Origin of the sequence: Marinifilum flexuosum (assembly GCF_003610555.1) — a bacterium.
In the GTDB taxonomy this organism is placed as follows: Bacteria; Bacteroidota; Bacteroidia; order Bacteroidales; family Marinifilaceae; genus Marinifilum; species Marinifilum flexuosum.
In genome coordinates, this window is the sequence record NZ_RAPQ01000010.1 from 297,448 (window position 1) to 317,104 (window position 19,657).

A 19,657-nucleotide genomic window follows, 5' to 3' on the forward strand; every position below is an offset into this window, starting at 1 on the left:
CTTTATTAATTATGCTGTATTAATTGAGGTGAAGGCAATGCATTCACTTTTATTTCAATTTTATTACTTGTCTTCTCACAAGAATTATTATCTATCACTTTTACAGTAATCTCGTCTCCGTTTGCAAAAGCACTTGATGTTAATTGATTGCCACTAATTGTATAGTTTGCATCACTTGTTAATTGCGTTCCGTTTAAATAAAACTCATAAGTATAAGCTGTCACACCTCCTGAAACTGTTGCTGTAACAACTACAGGTTCTCCCTCACAAATAGTATTATTGTCTGCTGCAATATTTACATCCAATACTGTTGGTTCATTAATTGTAATATTAGTTTGAGCCACACATCCATCTCCATCTTTCACATACAAAGTATGCGTTCCTGCAGGCAAACTGTATACATTAGTAGCAGCTTGATAATTTATATCATCCTTACTGTAGGTGTAAGATCCATCTCCTCCGCCAGCAGTAATTGTTACATCGGCATTACCTCCGTTACATAAAATCGGACTTGTTTCTGATAGACTAATGGTTACAGCTGGTAAAACGGTAACATTAAAGCTGCAGTTTGCAGTATTACCCGAACCATCAGTTGCTGTATAAGTAACAGGAGATGTTCCAACAGGGAAGATATCTCCTGGATTATGAGTGCTAGTTAAGGTGACTGTACAATTATCTGTTGCAGTTGGAGCAACCCAATTTACATTGTTATTACATGCTCCTACTATTTTATCTGATGGACATCCCACTATGATTGGATCTTCCGTATCCACATCAGTACCTATAGTATGAGTCTCACTTACCGCACATCCATTTGTTGTAGTAACCGTAACATCATAGCTACCTGCGGTAACATCACTTAAATCTTGAGTTGTGGCAGTAAAACTTGTATCACCTTGCTTGGTCCAACTGTATTGATAGATTGGTGCACCTGTAGTCCAAGAAACACCACTGGCAATATTACCATCATGTGCAAAACTTCCCACTCCTGAAATGGTAGTTCCACTTCCTTCATTTAAAGGGTAAGCTCCCAACAAACCAGACTCATTTCCATCCATAATTTGAGTCATTCCATTAAAAATCTGACTCTGTGAACGAGCAGTGTTCCAGAATCGCACATGCGAAATCTCTCCATCAAAAGGATCGTTAGTGCCTCCATCAAAAACACCAGTCCCAATACGCAGGTAATCCGAAGGGTCTCCTCCAAAGTAATCGTTAATAGGAATAGAAACCGATAAACTTTCCACTTCCTGTCCATCAATATATAATACTAATTGACTTCTATTTCCAGAAAAAGCTACATGATGAAATTCATCATCATCTAGGTTATTAACAACAGGATAATGAACAGAGTAATTTTGCCCTAACCTTGTATGAACCCAACCGTGAAGATTTCCTCCATCAATTCCGAACTCTATGGTATTGTTCTGTCCAAAAAAGCTATACTGTCCTGAAGTGTAATTATTCCCCGATTTAAGTTTCACCCATCCTTCCACTGTGAATTCACTTGCATTGTAAAGCGGGCTCCAAGAATTGATCTGAACACCTCCTGTAGTCCCATCAAAATTCAAAGCATTGGCTTCTCCACCTGTAACATTTATATCAATTGCACCTGTAGCTGAACCTGAACAATCAACATCTGTTTTACTTATAAGAGAAAGATTTATTGGAGCAGGTTCATTAATTGTAATATTATCTTGAGCAATACATCCTTTTCCATCCTTCACATAAAGAGTATGCATTCCAGCTGTCAATTCAAACACATTCGTTCCTTGATAATTGGTTCCATCCTTACTATAGGTATAGGATCCATCTCCTCCACCTGCAGTTATTGTGACATCAGCACTACCTTTATTACACAGAATTGGATTTGTTTCAACTAAACTAATGGTAACTGCATTTAATACAGTAACATTAAAGCTAAAAGTAGTAGTATTGCCAACAGCATCAGTTGCGGTAAACGTAACACTTGTTGTTCCCACAGGAAATACATCACCCGAATCATGAGTGCTTGTTAGAGTTGCCGAACAGTTGTCAGTTGCAGTAACAACTGGCCAGGTTACATTATTAGAGCATGCGCCAACGATAATATCTCCTGTCGGTCCCCCTGATATTGTTGGTTTTATATCATCTATCGCAGTAATAGTCTGAGTTACATTAATACTGTTATTTGCATCATCAGTTACAGAATATATTCTTGTTACAATAAAAGGAGATGCTATTGTTCCTAAACCTCCATTATCAGAATCAGAAACCCAAGCAACAGTTGGTACAGCTGTACAATTATCTGCTTCGTCAGTTACAACAGTAATATCTGGACCTGGTACACCACCAATGCACTTTACTGCCAAAGGAGCAGGATTCGAAGCGGTAGGAGCTACATTATCACCCAACACATTCATCTCATACGTAGCTTCATTACCAGCTTCATCTGTAGCTGTAAGTATCACTTTTTCGCCTCCAAACACTTTTGTGCCTGCAGCAGGATTTTGAGTAATCACAAGATCTGCATCACAATTATCAATTGCATCAACGCCTACTGTATAATCTGGCAAGGTAAATTCGCAAGCACCTCCCAAATCGATTGTGTTTGCAGGAAGGGTAGCTTTGATAAATTGCGGAGGTTCTACATCTGAATTAACCGAATAAAATTGTATACCATCAATTAAATTCCCTGAACTAGATGATGGACTGACTGTTTTTATTTGAAAACGCACTTTACCTCCTGGCAATGAACTTGGAACTGTATAAGATCCTGAATGAACCACCCAAGCATCACCATGATTATTCTGTATAAGTGCAACATCAACTAAGCTTGTTGCATCTGGTCCAATTTGCAACATCACTTTTTCAGAGCTGCTATTTCTATATCTATAGGTAACAGCCCAAACCATCTCTGCTCCTGGATTTACATCAATATCCTGATACATGGTATTGGCCCCATTTGAATTCAATTCACAAAACTGGCCTCCATCTGGTGTATCAACACCTAAAAATCCCGATCTCCAGATCTCAATTCCATGAGGAGTGCTACTCCATCCATTTACTGTTGAATAAACTTTCCAATCTTGTGTTAATACAGGTTCATTAAAGGTCCAATTCTCAATGGTAGTTTCACAAGGAGATACCACATAAATTGAAAATAAATTAGAATATTCACCATTTCCACAAGCACTTATCCCTCTAACTTTTAATTCTCCCGAAGTTGCGTCAGCAGCAAAGTTTACTATAATCTCATCACCATTATTTGTGATATCCGCACCTGTTCCTGAGTATACCCATTCATAACTTGTAGCATTTGCTACAGCAGGTATTCTGTAAATAACCCCAGTCTGTCCCGATTGAACAATTGCATCCCCTGTAATATCACTAGCATCTCCCGGTACACCATTTACAGTAACGGTAAGCTCATTTGTATTTCCTCCCTCACAATCGGTTATGCTTTTCTCTCTTATTCGAAGTTTAAATACACCTAGAGCTGTCCATTCTTTTGAAAAAGTAAATTTTTGATAATTACCACTATCAAATGTCACAGTACCTTGACTAACCATTTCATACTGTATTGGATTGTTATCAGCATCCAACAAAGGATTACCATCAACATCAAAAATATCCATGAACATCTTAGGGGAATCTACAAAACCATAGGCTGTATATTCAACCACATCTCCTTGACAAACAGACTGATTTGGCACAAACACAGGAACTACCTGCCCCAAGCCACTTGTAAGGCCAAGAATAGAGAAAAACAAAAAGGGTAGAATTATATGGCGTAAAAATCTTATCAAATGCTCTTGTTTAGTGTATAATTAAGTACTTACAGCGCTTAAAATAAGCTATTTTTTTCCAATTTATAAACATCTATACGGCAATTGTTAAAAAGTGTTTACTTATTTTTTGATTAATTTCATCTTAAAGGATTTTTTTATCCGTTATTGACAAATATTAACCATTCTTAAACAAGCATTCATAAAGTAATATCAACCCCTCATCAATAAGTCAAAACCATTCATCTATAAGTTAATATCACTAATCAACAAAAACCAAATATTGACACAATAAAAAATGACTCCATACGCAGAGTCATTTATTTAAGGGGTGGCAAATATACGCAACACAAGTAAAAAAAGAAGAGTAAATTATCTTAAATTTAGGAATACATTCCAGAATCTTACCAATCACATCTTGTTTTACACTAAAAAAACACAAAGCGTAAAATAGCAAGTTGAATAGCTGTAATAATAGCATTAACACCTGCTATTTGATAAATACTCCATCAAACTTTCATAATATCACATAAGCGTTTGATGGCTTTATTAAAACGTTCGTTTTTTCATTAAAGCCTTTCATGATTTTTTGAAAACTTTGGTTAATTCATTAAAGCCTTTGGTAATTTTATTAAAGCTTTGATAAAATTACCAAAGCATTGATGACCGGAACCAAAGGTTTGGTAAAAAAACGAAAGCTTTGCTAAAATTACCAAAGCGTTGGTTATTTCATCAACAAAAAGAGTGGCAAAAAACCTAAGTCTTTTGCCACTCGCAACATTTCACAACCCAAAGTTATAATTATTCTTCGTTATCTTTAGTTTTGTCCTTGCTATTTCCGGTTCCTGGGAAATAGTGCTTCAAGCCATCATACAAAGGCTTTGCTCCAGGAACTCCATCTTTTGATGCTTGCTTGATATAATTGTAAAAACTCAACATGGAAGAGTAAGCCTCACTACCACATAAAGTGGCCGTATCATTAAGCATACTCACCAATTGTTCAAGGTCTCGGGCTATGGAATGCAATAGCTTCCAAGCCTCCATATCCACCTTCACCTCGTCCATTTTAATGTATGAAGGTGCTAATGTTGGATTTTTCCCGACTCCTTCGTAGGAACGCTCCACAAAATCCATCATGTGTTCTCCCAACTTTGGCAGATCTTTTTTCTGTTTCGGCGACAGAGCGATTAATAAAGTACTTAACTCTGTTTTTAATCCCGTAAGATTGGTTTCAATGGCTTCTCGTTTGGGGTCATCTACTACCAGATTTATTCTATTTTCGATAGTCATAGTATAAATTTTATTTTTGGGTTGATCATTTCTGAGCAAATCAACTGTAGGATGATAATAAAATTACCAAAGGAACTAGTAAGCTTAGGTTATTTCGCTTAACATCTCAATTCCAATATTGTGGGCTACATTAAAGGTAATCATAAATAGTTCACACACTTTAACAAAAACCTAACAACTGGCACATTTTAGGTTAAACAACATTTAAAAGTTATTAAACAACAATATGCATTTGTCAAGTTTAATTTTTAATTGACAAAAAAAACCTGACGTAAGTACATCAGGATTTCTTCTTATTATTTAAATACTTAACTATTCGTGAAATATGCCTATGGGGCTTGGAGCATCAACCATATCAATAGTAACTATATTTGAGTAGGTAACACAACCTGCTCCTTTACTTGCTTGGCGAACAAAAAAAGTTGTTTGTGTAATTGAACCAATATTTGAAGTGTAATCCAAACTCTCTGCATTTTCAATTAAAGTCCAACTCATCAAGTCGGTTTTAGGATCAGAATTTAATTTTGTTGTGTAATACCATTGGTAGGTAAAACTGGTTTCATTGCCTGAGGTAGTTGCAGGACTAACATTTAAAAAAGGATCCAATTCGTTTCCTTCACAAACTTCCTGATCACTTGATATTTCACCTCCCGAAAAATTCTCTCCACAAATTGCCTGGTAAATTGGATTGGTCATCAAGTCTGTTTCACCTCCAAAATTACAGTTGTTCTGATAATCAGTCAAACCATCGTTACTGGCAGCTCCATCACATTGCAATACAGGATAAAGATTTGGATTCAAATGATTACCATCATCCGATCCATCAATTGATCCCAATATATATACATTGGAAGGGTCTGAACTTGTAAAACCTCCATGATTTGTATCGGAACCTGTATGTACAAAATCACCCAATACAATTAAAGTACCTCCAGCCTCAATCGTCATTTTATTTTCGGTAATCAAATCCCCCTCAACAATCAATACACCATCGGTTTGAATCACCACATCTGAGTTATTATCAACAACCAAGTTTCTTACCATTAATTTTCCTGTACTGGTAATGGTAAGTAAATTTTTATTCAAATTTAAATCTGGATTAGGATCTGAACGACGGTCATCCTCGGTAGAAATGGTTATTGGAGTCTGCCCTGGAGGTGGGACAACACCTGCTATATTAAAAAACGCTGTACTGATTAGAGTAATAATTACACAAATCTTTTTCATATCTCTAGGGGGTTTACAAAGTTACATCGTCTTAATTTAGTTAAATTAAATCACATATACGAAAAAGCGATAAATTTGCTTAAGAAGTACAAACTCATCGCTTTGACAATACCTTAGTTATTTATTAGCCTAGTTTAATTTGAGAAAAATATCCCTATGGGACTTGGTTGTGGGTTTACTGTAACAACTACAGGAACACGATTCGGGCTCAAACAAGTTGCTGATTCTCCTTCAGCCACATAATAGGTAGTAACTCCTGCTCTATCTGTTGGAGGAATAAAATTGATTAAAGGAGTATCGTCTGTTTCTGTCATGTAATAATACAATTCATACGAAGGATCACTAGGTGTAGCCCGAATAACATTTGCTGTAGCATCCTTACAATATGTCACATCGTTAACAGTTGGTATAGAACTAACATCTTTAACAGTGATTTTAAATGTATAATAACAAGTGGTATATCCTGGAGGAACAGCGTAATAAGTAGTAGTCCCAATATCTGCAAGAAATTCATTACTTATAGTAAATTCTTCCGTTACCCCTTCAACAATAGGATAATTGTCGTAAAAACGACTACCAGAAGGAAAATTACCGCTCACCTCAGTGATTGGAATAGAAGCTGATGGTCCCAAGTTACAGAAAAAGAATTCCTGATCACTGTTAATTTCTTCTACGGTACAATTAGCAGCTACATAATCTTCTGCATCAATTATAATTTTTACAGGAGTCATAATCGGCTCCCCAACACAGTCCCCATCTGTTTCGTATCCTTGAATAATGCTAAAACCAGAGATAGTTGTTCCCGAAGTTGCACCAGTACCAGTCGAACCACCACCTCCACCTACAGCTACAGATGGATCACAATTCGAATTCCCTAATATGGAACAATCCTCTGTAACTTTTACAGTATAGGTTAGTGTTCCCAGAATCTGATCCGGTCCTTCAGATGGAACCGGCAGATTTCCAATTTCCCACACAATAGAACCTGTAGCACCTTCTGCCACATCATAAGTTACAGCACCTACATTAACACTCGAACTAACATATTCAGTAGTATAAGGAATCGGTAACACCAAACGCGCATCGTTCACGACTTCTGTTCCACGATTACGAATTTCCATTTTATAGCTAATTGTTTTCCCCGGTTCAACTATTGTACCATCTACAATTTCTCCTGTAACACCTTCAATGTGGGTAATAATATTTGTAGCTTCTGCTTCCGGCACATAAGCATCCACAGCCATGGCCAAAGCAAAAATTGCATAAGTATCCTGATTAGTTCCATATCTGAATTTCGTAGTGGTTTGCGAATTAGCTATATTCACATTACCAGAATTCGGAACATCAAACATAGAAATATCAACTCCCGTATTATTTACCAGATTTGGATTCCTGGAATTACCTCCTGTTGAAATTGAACTATTAAAAAAGTTAGCTGTATTATTGTCATCATGATTTAACCTCGCCCAATTGGTTTGAGCCGCATTTTGTATTTCTATAAAATCGCCTGCAATATTAACGTCTCCTTCACTAGCCATCAGACCCAATTTAACATTTACATCTCCGCTCTGTACAGCCTTAAATCCTGAGATTGGCAATTCGTAAGAAGTACTTGCTCCACCTAAATGCTGAACATAGGCATATCCATCAAAAAGCGTTACATCACGCCATTTCATTTTAGAATTTTCATAAACAACAACTAAGCCCCAGCCTCCAGAGTAACCAGTTCCACCTCCGTCACCTTCCAATAAAGCCATATCTGCTACAAAATACTCACCAATACCATGTTCCTGTACATAGTCGGTCACCTCGGCATAGGCAGCAAAAATGGAAGATTCTAAATTTGTTGGATAATGAATATCATCAGCTCTGGCAGTTATTTTCTGGTAAGCGGATTCACCTGAATGTTTAATGTATATTTCTCTCTTGTTGTAGGTTTTGGTAACCACACCTGTTTCTACACTCGTAAAACCGCTAACATTTCCACTTACTTCTGATGTATTTCGATAATAGCTGGTACTTGAGTTGGGATTACTTCCTCTTTTCAACTCATTAATTGTGATTATTATATCTCCAGCTTCTGAATATATAGTTATGGGATTAAATGAGGCTGTCATTATTCCTGATACGGTATTTACATTCGCTGTCACTTCAATATAACTACCATTACCTACTCTATAATAAACTTCACCACTGCTATAAAACAAAAATACGACATCTGGATTTACATTAGTTTTAAAGGTATAGTAAACTAAATAATTCGTCCTATTTCTACCAACATCATACCGATTAACTGTAACCGAACAATCTGAGTAAGGAGCATAATCATTATGCTCTATAGTAAAATTTTCATCCACAGCCTGCAGAACAGTTCCCATCTTAGAAATGGTAAAAATATTGTTAGTTGTTGAAGAACGCCCGGTCCAGTACAAACCTGCATAAACGACATTAGAACATTGAGGCTTTGCATCATTTTCGGTAGAAAAATCGAGAGTTGCCGAAGAGGAGTTTAATGTATTAGGGTCTGAGTCAACATCAACATAAACCATATCACCAGAATTATTACCATTATTAGAATAATTTTCCAAGGTCAGATTGGTATTTCCAATCATGGTAAAATCCCCCTTTACACTATATATTTTTTGCGTAGGTGTATTTTGAGAAGTTCTTTGTTCAAAAGGTACAGTTACTGTTGTAGAAATCAAACTTACAGTTTTCGTTGTATAATCTCTCCAACCTCTATTCCTCCCCCAATCTTTATAGTATTGATAATAAATTGTATAAATCCCCACTCCAAGCCCCGTAAAATTATAAGGCGCATAATTTTCTGTATGAACCAAATTCCCGGCAGAATTATATAATCTAACTCTAAGTGTTCTGCCACCATAATTCCAATCCACATCAATTCTGCCATCAGAACAGCTTGCGCATGTTGGATTTGTTAATGTCTCAGAGTATGTTTGTGCAGAAACGAAACCACTCAACAATCCAAAAAATAAGAATAAAACTATCCTAGAGAAAAAAGTATCCATAATTACTGTTTAACAGTTAATGTTTTTTAAGGGGGGAACCAAATATAACTGATTTGTTAGAATTTAAATCAAATCATAAGTATTTTTTACATTAATCAAGTTATTTTTGCAACAATTCAAACATATTAGTAAATGAACAAATACAAACACATCTTCTTCGACCTTGACAGAACCTTATGGGATTTTAATGCGAACTCTGAAATTACCTTAAATCAATTGTATCGAGATTACCAATTGCAAAACATTTTCGGAAGCTTCCTGTTTTTTAAATCACGATTTGAATATCACAATGGTAAACTTTGGAATGCTTATTATCAAAACAGAATCAAGAAGGAAGATTTAATGTATAGAAGATTCTATCTATGTTTGAAAGAATCGGGAGCAGACGATTTAGATTTAGCGAAAGAAATTGCTCAGGATTTTATTGAAATAAGCCCTTTACAAACCAAAACCTTTCCCAAGGCACATGAAATGTTGCAACAACTAAAAGAAAAAGGGTATCAATTGCACATTATCACCAATGGATTTAACGAGGTTCAATACAAGAAACTCACAAACTGTGAACTCATATCCTATTTCACAGAAATTATAACATCTGAAGATGCCGGAGCAAACAAACCCTCACCTTTGATATTCGAATATGCATTACAAAACACCGGCGCCACAACAAACAATAGCATTATGGTTGGTGATGACTTGAAAACTGACATTGCAGGAGCAAGAAAATCAAATATAGACCAGATCTATTTCAATTCGAATAAAACCAAACACAGTGATGATGTAACTTACGAAGTCAATGAATTGATAGAAATCACAAAAATTCTGTAAAAAACGCTCAAACCTTACAATTTAAAATCACTTTTTAAGATATTTTAACAATTCATAAGCAAAAACTGCCGAAGAGCATGTTTTTTGCAATAAAACAAAACCTATATTTGCAGCGGTAATTGTGACGGACAGGCTTGGTAACCCTTCCGTTCTTTCAACATCATTAAGTTTGTATGTAACTTCCATAAAAATTCTAATGGGTTAGTAAAAGTTACAGGGTTAATAGATATACAAATGGTTAATAAAATATAGAGTAAACTATACAAACGATGTTGAACTTAAGGCTGTGTTTAGGGGACACAGCCTTCTTCTTTTTTATCTTATCCACGAATATTTTTTAAAATCCACGAATACACTCAAATACACACGAATATTTGCAGGGATTTATTTGTGTCTATCCTTGTTAATTTGTGGACTTTTATTTAAAGGATAATTCTTTTATACTGAAGTCGAGTTGTACCAAAATTAATGAGTAATGCTATTTTCTTTTTTGTGGCCTTCAAATAATTTAAAGTCTGAGCAATGTGTTCTGAGTGGATTGAATCTGTAGCTTTTAGTTCTACGATTACTTCATTAAAACACAAAAAATCAACAATGAATTTCTTTTGCAAAATATTACCTCTGAATGAAATTTCCAATATTTTTTCTTTTTCAAATAGGATGAGTTTTTCGTCAAGTAAAATTGCCAAAGCTTCTTGGTAAACAGCCTCAAGAAAACCACATCCTAATTCATTGTGGACTTCCATTGCTGCGCCAATAATTTGATAACATTCATCTTTGAAAGGGAATTCTTCAGAAATCATTTGAGTTTTTATTTGAGTTCATTTGTGGACTTTTTTTCACCCTTCATCTGTCTATACTAATCCACGGATAAGAACATCAGTAGGAATTATTTGAGTAATTTTGTGTCCATTCGTGGACAACATCAAGTTTTTCGCTTCTTTTTCTTTGCTGCAGGAAATAGCACATTATTCAGAATCAATCGATATCCTGCCGAATTCTTTTTCAAATTCAAATCGGTTGGTGGATCTCCTACCAAATGTTGATAATCTTCCGGGTCGTGCCCGCCGTAAAAAGTCCAAGTCCCTTTTCCAAATTTGCCATGTATATATCGAGCTTCTCCTGCGGATTTATTCTCTCCCATGATCAAAACTCCGGGCTTAATCAAATCCTTTTTAAAAGCTGTGGTCTGTCCCATGAATCCCTTAATCATGTTTTTATGATTTTGACACAACATTGTAGGAACAGGATCCCATTTGGCTGAAAAATCAAAAAGCATAAAATAATCCTCATCTCGATTTACCTTTCGAGTTAAGGTTACATCAATATCTGAAAACTCATACACATATGGATTGGTTTCCAACTTAAAATCAGTAAATGCAAATGTTTTATTATAATCTAACTTTTCCTGAGCGTGCTCATCAATGGGATCACCATCAAAAACATGATTGCAGATATCTGTTTTATCTGCAGCAAGGGTAATATCGAAAGTATCGGTAGCCGAACACATGGCAAACAAAAAGCCTCCATTCTCAACAAACTTTCGAATATTTTGCGAAACTGCCTTTTTTAAATCTGACACTTTTGAAAATCCATACTTTTGCGCTCTTGCCAAATTATCTTTCACCTCATCCTTATACCATTGCATATTTCGATAAGACGCGTAAAACTTACCGTGCTGCCCTGTAAAATCCTCATGATGCAAATGAAGCCAATCATAATCAGATAACTTATCATTTAAAACCTCATCGTCGTAGATAATGTCGTAGGTAATTTCTGCATAAGTTAGTGCTAAAGTTACCGCATCATCCCAAGGCTTTTTTCCTTTGGGAGTATAAACGGCAATCTTTGGAGGTTTCTCCAGTTTAATCGCATCCATATTGGCTTCGGGAGAAGAAATCTCATTCATGATCTGCGAAACATTGACATCGGAAATTACAGCATAACTAACGCCCCGAATTTTACATTCATCCTCAATATTTTTGCTTAATGGCAATAGAAAAGAACCTCCTCGATAATTCAACAACCAATGAATTTCATGATTGTTTTGTAAAGTCCAATAAGCAATTCCGTATGATTTTAAATGATTCTTTTGAGAATCATCCATAGGAATAAGTACACTTGCCGAGAAAGCCTGAATATAGGCTAAAAGGAAAAAAAATAGAATCAGAGGTATTCTTGAGAAACTCTTCATAGGTACAATCGAAAATTGATTTAATTCGAAAGTACAAAATCACAATCTAAAGGAAAAATCAATCCACTAATTAAGTTCTTAAAAGTAAGTCCACGAATACACACAAATAAGTATTTATTATAGATTAGATAGTATTTGTGAATAAATAAAATCCATCAAAATCAATTAAAGAATAACTTAAACAGGTCCACAAATGAATACGAACGAACACTCTCGAATTAACACAAATAAATGCTATTAATATTCGTGTACATTTGTGTCAATTTGTGGATAAAAAAATATTGATATGTGGAAATCTATGGAAACTTTAAAATGGTGCAGCATCTTCAAAATCACTACCGCCAACAAGTCCTGCATTAGGATCTTCTAATCCTCCTCCTGGATCCTGATTCATACTAGAACTAAAGGTTTTGACTTCTTCAGGACCTTCATCTCCAAATGGATTCAAACTCTCACCTTCCAAATCCATAAATCGAGCCAACTGATTACGGAATCTTAATTGAATTTCACCAACCGCACCATTACGGTGTTTTGCGATAATGATATCAGCAATACCAATTAATGAATTTCCTTCCGCATCTTCTGTTATTCCGTAACGTTCTGGTCGGTGAATAAATAGTACCATATCGGCATCCTGCTCAATCGCACCAGATTCACGAAGATCGGAAAGCATAGGTTTTTTGGCATCTCCGGTACGCTGTTCAACACCACGGTTCAACTGAGAAAGTGCAATTACCGGAATATTCAACTCTTTTGCAATGATCTTTAACTGACGTGAAATCAAAGATACCTCCTGCTCACGATTACCTCTCATGTCGGAACCTGCTGTCATCAGCTGCAAGTAGTCAATAATCACACAACCAATATCGTATTTGGCTTTTAATCGACGACATTTTGAGCGCAATTCATAAATTGACAAACCAGGAGTATCGTCTACATAAATTGGTGCATCAACCAAATCCTTAATCTTTACGTGCAATTGCTCCCACTCAAAATCTTCCAGCTTACCATTTCTCAACTTCTCTGAACCTAATTCTGTTTCACTGGAAATCATACGTTTTACCAACTGATCACCCCCCATCTCCAGCGAAAATATCGCAATTGGAGCTTTGTGTTCAACCGCCATATTTCTAGTCATGGAAAGTACAAAAGCTGTTTTCCCCATAGAAGGACGAGCAGCAATAATTACCAAGTCAGATTTCTGCCATCCAGAAGTGATTCTATCCAAAGCCGTAAATCCGGAAGGTACCCCACTTAATCCATCAGGACGTTTTCCAGCTTCTACAATTTGGTTGATTACCTCATCGGCCAAGGGACGAATATGTGCAGATTCCTTTTTGATATTCCCTTCAGCTATATCAAAAACTTCCTGCTGTGCTTTATCCAACAAATCGGCAACATCAATACTATCATCAAAAGCTTGATTTTGAATATCAGAAGAAACACGAATTAACTCACGTTGAATATGCTTTTGAGCAATAATTCGAGCATGAAACTCGATATGAGCGGCAGAAGCTACACGGTTTGTAAGCTGTGTAATATAGAAAGGCCCACCAACATCATCCAAGGTTCCCTCTCTTTTTAACTCTTCTGTTACTGTTAAAATATCAATAGGTTCCTCCTTGGTAGAAAGATTCATAATTGCCTTATAAATCTTCTGATGAGCATCTTTGTAAAACGAATCGGCTTTCAACAAGTCTCCAACCGAAATAATTGCATCTTTTTCCAACATTAAAGCACCAAGCACAGCTTCTTCAAGTTCTACCGCTTGTGGTGGTACTTTTCCGTATTCCAAATCAATTTTATTTTTCGATTGATTTTTATAATTGTTTGCTCCAGCCATATACTCTTAAATAATTAATTCAACAGATTTCAACACTTTCCCTCTCTCACTTAATCATTCAAATTTGTGTCGAAAAATTTGAGAATGCAAAGATAAAGATAGAAAATTAAAATGCCATAATTTGATTTTTTTTGCTCTTTAAAACGAGTATTTTTAAACCAAATTTATCAAGAACACAAAATATGCTTTGCTTTCCAAATGCCAAAATAAATTTGGGTCTTAACATTATTGAAAAAAGGCCTGATGGATTTCACAATATTGAAACAGTTTTTTATCCAATTCCTATTTGCGATGCATTGGAAATAGCTAAAAATGATTCTTTGAAACAATATGAATTTACATCATCTGGAATTCCTATTGATATCGATCCTTCAGAAAATATCGTGATAAAAGCTTTTAATTTAATTGCTTCAGAATACGAGATCCCTCCAACAGCAATTCATTTACACAAGAACATCCCATTTGGTGCTGGATTAGGTGGCGGTTCAGCTGATGCTGCATACATGATTAAAATGCTAAACGATTTTTACAAACTGAGAATGAACTTCCAACAAATGGAAGAGTATGCGGTTCAAATTGGTAGCGATTGCCCTGTATTCATTAAAAACCAACCAGTTTTCGCAGAAGGTAAAGGTGAAATTTTCTCGCCTATACAGCTCGATTTAAGCGGGTATCATATCGTTTTAATAAAACCAGAAATACACATCAGCACTCCTGAAGCTTATTCTGGAGTTTCTCCTAAAAAAACAGCTGAATCATTAAGAGAAATTATTAACCTTCCTCTTTCAGAATGGAAAGAAAATGTCTTTAATGATTTTGAAAAAAGCATATTCCCGAATCATCCAGAATTGAGAATTTTAAAAGAGGAGTTATACGAAACTGGTGCCATTTACGCTGCAATGTCGGGAAGTGGTTCTAGTATGTTTGGCATCTTTGAAAAAGAGCCAACGATTTTGGAGAACTGGAAAAAGTATTTTACCTGGAAAAGTAAACTATAAACAAATAAAAAGGGATTGTCATTACAACAATCCCTTAATATTTTCATATCAGAAAGATTACTCAATCTCTACCATTAACATTCTGTTAGGGACTTTTACTCCTTCTTCAACATGAATCTTTTTAATAACACCGTCGAAAGGCATTTCGATCAGATTCTTCATCTTCATCGCTTCAAGAATCATTAAGCTTTCTCCAGCCTTTACTTCCTGCCCTTCTTTTACGAAAATTTCAACAATTGTTCCTGGAATGAACGACAGAAGATTCTTAGGATTTGGTCTTTCCCAGGCTTTTCTGTTTTCAAACTTCTTGGTGGTTTGTGTTTTGTAAACCGTACCATCAACGTTGAATTCTTTTAAATTTTCCATAACGAATAATTTTTAGAATGGAGGAATACCGTGTTTTTTCGCAGGTCTTCTATCAACCTTATTGTTCGAAACCTCAATTGAGTGTAACAACATGTTACGAGTCTCTTCTGGCTCGATAACAGTATCAATATAACCTTTAGCCGCTGCAACATAAGGATTAGCAAACTTCTCTTTATATTCAGCAACTTTTTCTTTACGCATTGCTTCAGGATCTTCAGCATTCATAATCTCCTTACGGAAAATAATATTTGCAGCTCCTTCAGGTCCCATTACCGCAATTTCAGCAGTTGGCCATGCAAACATGAAATCTGCCTTCATATGGCGAGAGTTCATTGCAATATAACCTCCACCGTATGCTTTACGGATAATCACTGTAATCTTAGGCACTGTTGCTTCTGAGTACGCATAAAGAATTTTCGCACCATGACGAATAACACCCATGTGCTCCTGATCAACACCCGGTAAGTAACCTGGCATATCCTCAAGAGTTACAATTGGAATATTAAATGAATCACAGTAACGGATAAAACGAGCAGCTTTATCAGATGAATCACAATCTAATACACCTGCCAATACCATAGGCTGATTTGCTACAAAACCTACAGTTTCACCATTCATCCTACCGAAACCAATAACGATATTCTTTGCAAAATTCTCCATGATTTCAAAGAAATCAGAATCATCAGAAATTGCTTTGATTACGTTACGGATATCATATGGCTGAGTTGGATCAGCTGGTACAATTTCCTCAATTTTGTATTCTGGCTTTGGTGGCTTTGGTGGGAAAGCTTTAGCTTTTTTACCGTTGTGCCATGGAATGAAGGTTAGGAGCTTCTTAATTTGTTCGAAGCATTCGTACTCGCTTTGAGCATAGAAATGAGCATTACCTGTAATTTCGCTATGTACTCTAGCTCCACCAAGTTCTTCCATACTAATTTCTTCACCCAAAACAGTTTTAATTACCTCTGGACCGGTAATGAACATCTTTGAGATGTTTTCAACCACAAACACAAAGTCGGTAAGTGCAGGAGAATAAACAGCTCCACCAGCACAAGGACCAAGAATTACAGACAACTGAGGAATAACACCAGATGCTAAGGTGTTACGGAAGAAGATTTCTCCATATCCAGCAAGTGAATTAACACCCTCTTGAATACGAGCTCCCCCTGAGTCGTTAATACCAATCAATGGTACACGCATTTTTAACGCATGATCCATGATTTTAGTGATTTTTCTCGCATGCATAAGACCAAGAGAACCACCAGCTACAGTAAAATCCTGTGCAAAAATACAAACAGGCTCACCGTAAATAGTACCAGTTCCAATGATAACTCCATCACCATGAAGTTGTTTCTTCTCCATGCCAAAGTCGCGGGCTTCGTGCTCAACAAATAAATCGTATTCATGGAAAGAATCCTCATCCAAAATAGATGTTACCCTTTCTCTAGCAGTCAATTTCCCCATTGCAACTTGCTTCTGAATGGCTTTCTCACCACCACCTTGAAGCACTTTTTCTTTTCTCTTTCTAAGATCAAGAATGTTTCGTTTCAATGACATAATCTGTACATTTAGTTAGAAAATATATATTTCTATATATGTTGAATTCCGTGTAGCACACAAAATTCCAAGCTACAACGTTAGTAATTTTTACGCTAGAAAAAAATTCTGGCGTAAAATACCCATTCGCTCTAGCTATATAAAATAAACTCTTTACATTGATTATCAAAACTTTTCCTAAAAAACTATTTAGAATAGTTCTATTTAGGCGCAATTCGATATAAGTACAAAGCGACACATGTAAAAACAATATTTGGCAACCAAACGGCTAACATCGGGTTCATACTACCATTGGTAGCAAAAACAACCGAAATTTGTAAGAAAAGTATAAACGAGAAACTTAACAGCAAACCAATTCCCAAATGAAGCCCCATTCCTCCTCGAATTTTACGAGATGCAAGTGACGCACCAATTAAAGTAAGTATGAAGGTTGAAAATGGATTAGCCATTCTTTTATATTTCTCGATCTTATAAGCATTAATATTACTGTCTCCTCTCATGGTCTGCTGGTCGATATAATCGTTCAGCTCTGTATAGTTCATTGCCTCAACCAAATATTTTTTGCGCCCAAATTCCTTAGGACCAAAACTTAAGGTTGTATCTATTTTCTTACCGTGTTCAAAACTCTCTTTATCACCATCAATGTTCCTAATAAAGTAATCATTAATAGTCCACTTATTTTTTTCCTTATTCCATTTAATATTTCTAGCCGTAAGTTTCGATTTCAACTCTTTCCCTTCGAAATTCTCTAATGAAAATCGATAACCTGTATTACTTCCTGTATCCCAGTTATGCATATAAATAAATACACCTGGTTCTATCTGGCGATGAATATTTCTTTCCTTATTTCTATACTTCTTCTTTATGTATGTTTCGTTAAATTCAATTCTTTTTGCATTTGCCGGCGGAATAATAAAATTACTTAAGGCAAACGAAAACACACCAATAATTAATGCTGCAATAAAATAAGGAAACATCATTCTCCTAAAACTAATTCCGCTACTTAGTATGGCAATAATTTCGGTATTATAAGCCATTTTTGAAGTAAAGAATATTACTGCAATAAAGGTAAATAACGCACTAAATAAGTTAGCAAAGTAGGGTATGAAATTCAGGTAATAATCAAAAAGAATCGCTTTAAGCGGGGCCTCCTTGTCGATAAATTCATCGATATGCTCCGAAAAATCGAAAATAACTGAGATACTAATGATTAGAACAATCGCAAAAAAGAATGTACCCAAAAACTTTCGGATAATATATAGATCTAATTTCTTCAAAACCTGATTTTTATTTTCTGATACTCTCGGAAAACCCGAATTTAAATTTGCCGAATTAAAAGTAAAACTTATTCTTCAAATATCAATTACAACTGACTTATTGTAAGATTTTTTAACATTTATAAACGTGTAGCCAACTTTTTAACCATGATATCTTTCCATGCTGCAAAAGTTCCAGCATTAATTTGCTCTCTTGCCTCACGAACCAACCATAAGTAAAATGCTAAGTTGTGGATACTACAAATTTGAGATCCCAATAATTCGCCAGAATGTATCAAATGGCGCACATATGCTTTGGAATAAGCTGAATCAACAAAAGAAGTTCCATTTGGGTCGATTGGAGAAAAATCATCAGCCCATTTCTTATTTTTAATATTGATGATACCTTCACTAGTAAAGATCATACCATTCCTACCATTTCTGGTTGGCATAACACAATCAAACATATCTACTCCTCGTGAAATAGCTTCCAAAATATTTACAGGAGTTCCAACTCCCATTAAATATCGAGGCTTATCTTCTGGCAGAACATCATTCACCACTTCAATCATTGAATACATTTCCTCAACAGGCTCACCTACAGCCAAACCTCCAATGGCGTATCCTTCACGATTAAGCGAAGCAGCATGTTCAGCAGCTTTAATTCTTAAATCATCGTAAACACAACCTTGTACAATAGGAAACAATGTTTGTGAGTAACCATATTTAGGATCAGTTTCATCGAAACGTTTTACACATCTCTCCAACCAACGCTGGGTAAGTTCCAGGGAGTTTTTAGCATATTCATAGGTTGATGTTCCTGGAGGACATTCATCAAATGCCATAATAATATCGGCACCAATGGTTCTTTGAATATCCATTACATTTTCCGGCGTAAAGAAATGTTTCGATCCATCAATATGTGAGCGGAACATTGCTCCCTCTTCTGTCAATTTTCTATTGTCAGCCAAAGAAAACACCTGAAATCCTCCACTATCAGTCAATATAGGTCTTTCCCATCCATTAAACTTATGCAATCCTCCTGCTTTTTCAAGAATATCCAAACCAGGACGCAAATACAAGTGATAAGTATTTCCCAAAATAATTTCAGCATTGATATCATCACGAAGTTCACGCTGGTGTACTCCTTTTACCGAGCCAAGTGTTCCCACAGGCATAAATATCGGAGTTTGTATTTTTCCATGATCTGTTGTTAACTCTCCTGTTCTTGCAGAAGACTTTGGATCGGTTTTGTGTAATTTAAAATCCATATTGACTGTTTTAAAACTGCAAAATCCA

General features: G+C 35.8%; 13 protein-coding genes. 2 read left to right on the top strand and 11 right to left on the bottom strand.

The genetic code is table 11. From position 1 onward, the window contains the following. Positions 1 to 5: 5 nt before the first annotated feature. From BXY64_RS14510 to BXY64_RS14525, 4 genes are all read right to left on the bottom strand, one after another. Positions 6 to 3,788: an HYR domain-containing protein gene (locus BXY64_RS14510; RefSeq protein WP_147376003.1), complete on the bottom strand. Its 3,783-nt coding sequence runs from the start codon at positions 3,786 to 3,788 to the stop codon at positions 6 to 8. Positions 3,789 to 4,568: 780 nt separating this feature from the next. Next, on the bottom strand, positions 4,569 to 5,057 hold the full coding sequence (locus BXY64_RS14515; RefSeq protein ID WP_110363211.1) for a hypothetical protein: 489 nt from the start codon (positions 5,055 to 5,057) through the stop codon (positions 4,569 to 4,571). Between the two features lie 312 nt (positions 5,058 to 5,369). Next, entirely contained in the window at positions 5,370 to 6,284 is a 915-nt protein-coding gene (locus tag BXY64_RS14520; protein WP_120240719.1) for a hypothetical protein, read from the bottom strand. Positions 6,285 to 6,418: 134 nt separating this feature from the next. Further along, positions 6,419 to 9,316, bottom strand: coding sequence for an Ig-like domain-containing protein (locus tag BXY64_RS14525; protein ID WP_120240720.1), 2,898 nt, complete (start codon positions 9,314 to 9,316; stop codon positions 6,419 to 6,421). Between the two features lie 132 nt (positions 9,317 to 9,448). Between BXY64_RS14525 and BXY64_RS14530 the strand changes: the two genes are divergently transcribed. Further along, positions 9,449 to 10,144, top strand: a complete 696-nt coding sequence (locus BXY64_RS14530; RefSeq protein WP_120240721.1) for a YjjG family noncanonical pyrimidine nucleotidase — start codon at positions 9,449 to 9,451, stop codon at positions 10,142 to 10,144. Between the two features lie 422 nt (positions 10,145 to 10,566). Here BXY64_RS14530 and BXY64_RS14535 read toward each other — a convergent pair whose 3' ends face one another. The 3 genes from BXY64_RS14535 to dnaB all read right to left on the bottom strand — a co-directional run bounded on the left by BXY64_RS14535 (position 10,567) and on the right by dnaB (position 14,181). Further along, positions 10,567 to 10,947: a GxxExxY protein gene (locus BXY64_RS14535; RefSeq protein ID WP_120240722.1), complete on the bottom strand. Its 381-nt coding sequence runs from the start codon at positions 10,945 to 10,947 to the stop codon at positions 10,567 to 10,569. Between the two features lie 122 nt (positions 10,948 to 11,069). Continuing rightward, positions 11,070 to 12,338, bottom strand: coding sequence for an asparagine synthetase B (locus BXY64_RS14540; RefSeq protein ID WP_120240723.1), 1,269 nt, complete (start codon positions 12,336 to 12,338; stop codon positions 11,070 to 11,072). A 307-nt stretch (positions 12,339 to 12,645) separates the two neighbouring features. Further along, positions 12,646 to 14,181 (bottom strand): replicative DNA helicase, encoded by a 1,536-nt coding sequence (dnaB, locus tag BXY64_RS14545; protein WP_120240724.1) that lies wholly within the window; start codon positions 14,179 to 14,181, stop codon positions 12,646 to 12,648. 182 nt (positions 14,182 to 14,363) lie between these two features. Here dnaB and ispE point away from each other — a divergent pair, with 182 nt between their 5' ends. After that, the gene (gene ispE, locus BXY64_RS14550) at positions 14,364 to 15,179 is read left to right on the top strand and encodes a 4-(cytidine 5'-diphospho)-2-C-methyl-D-erythritol kinase (RefSeq protein ID WP_120240725.1); all 816 of its coding nucleotides are present in this window, start codon (positions 14,364 to 14,366) and stop codon (positions 15,177 to 15,179) included. 57 nt (positions 15,180 to 15,236) lie between these two features. Here the strand turns inward: ispE and BXY64_RS14555 are convergent, their stop codons facing one another. From BXY64_RS14555 to tgt, 4 genes are all read right to left on the bottom strand, one after another. Further along, positions 15,237 to 15,545 (bottom strand): biotin/lipoyl-containing protein, encoded by a 309-nt coding sequence (locus BXY64_RS14555; RefSeq protein WP_120240726.1) that lies wholly within the window; start codon positions 15,543 to 15,545, stop codon positions 15,237 to 15,239. A 12-nt stretch (positions 15,546 to 15,557) separates the two neighbouring features. Then, positions 15,558 to 17,102 carry an acyl-CoA carboxylase subunit beta gene (locus BXY64_RS14560; RefSeq protein ID WP_120240727.1) on the bottom strand — a complete coding sequence of 515 codons (1,545 nt, stop codon included), beginning with the start codon at positions 17,100 to 17,102 and terminating at the stop codon, positions 15,558 to 15,560. 200 nt (positions 17,103 to 17,302) lie between these two features. Further along, positions 17,303 to 18,379 (bottom strand): LptF/LptG family permease, encoded by a 1,077-nt coding sequence (locus BXY64_RS14565; RefSeq protein ID WP_120240728.1) that lies wholly within the window; start codon positions 18,377 to 18,379, stop codon positions 17,303 to 17,305. 119 nt (positions 18,380 to 18,498) lie between these two features. Next, positions 18,499 to 19,629, bottom strand: a complete 1,131-nt coding sequence (tgt, locus tag BXY64_RS14570; protein ID WP_120240729.1) for a tRNA guanosine(34) transglycosylase Tgt — start codon at positions 19,627 to 19,629, stop codon at positions 18,499 to 18,501. Positions 19,630 to 19,657: the final 28 nt, after the last annotated feature.

Coding starts and splice junctions, on each gene's coding strand:
- BXY64_RS14525 (WP_120240720.1), bottom strand. CDS start 9,316: ATGGATACTTTTTTCTCTAGGATAGTTTTATTCTTATTTTTTGGATTG.
- BXY64_RS14540 (WP_120240723.1), bottom strand. CDS start 12,338: ATGAAGAGTTTCTCAAGAATACCTCTGATTCTATTTTTTTTCCTTTTA.
- BXY64_RS14515 (WP_110363211.1), bottom strand. CDS start 5,057: ATGACTATCGAAAATAGAATAAATCTGGTAGTAGATGACCCCAAACGA.
- BXY64_RS14535 (WP_120240722.1), bottom strand. CDS start 10,947: ATGATTTCTGAAGAATTCCCTTTCAAAGATGAATGTTATCAAATTATT.
- BXY64_RS14530 (WP_120240721.1), top strand. CDS start 9,449: ATGAACAAATACAAACACATCTTCTTCGACCTTGACAGAACCTTATGG.
- dnaB (WP_120240724.1), bottom strand. CDS start 14,181: ATGGCTGGAGCAAACAATTATAAAAATCAATCGAAAAATAAAATTGAT.
- tgt (WP_120240729.1), bottom strand. CDS start 19,629: ATGGATTTTAAATTACACAAAACCGATCCAAAGTCTTCTGCAAGAACA.
- ispE (WP_120240725.1), top strand. CDS start 14,364: ATGCTTTGCTTTCCAAATGCCAAAATAAATTTGGGTCTTAACATTATT.
- BXY64_RS14520 (WP_120240719.1), bottom strand. CDS start 6,284: ATGAAAAAGATTTGTGTAATTATTACTCTAATCAGTACAGCGTTTTTT.
- BXY64_RS14560 (WP_120240727.1), bottom strand. CDS start 17,102: ATGTCATTGAAACGAAACATTCTTGATCTTAGAAAGAGAAAAGAAAAA.
- BXY64_RS14555 (WP_120240726.1), bottom strand. CDS start 15,545: ATGGAAAATTTAAAAGAATTCAACGTTGATGGTACGGTTTACAAAACA.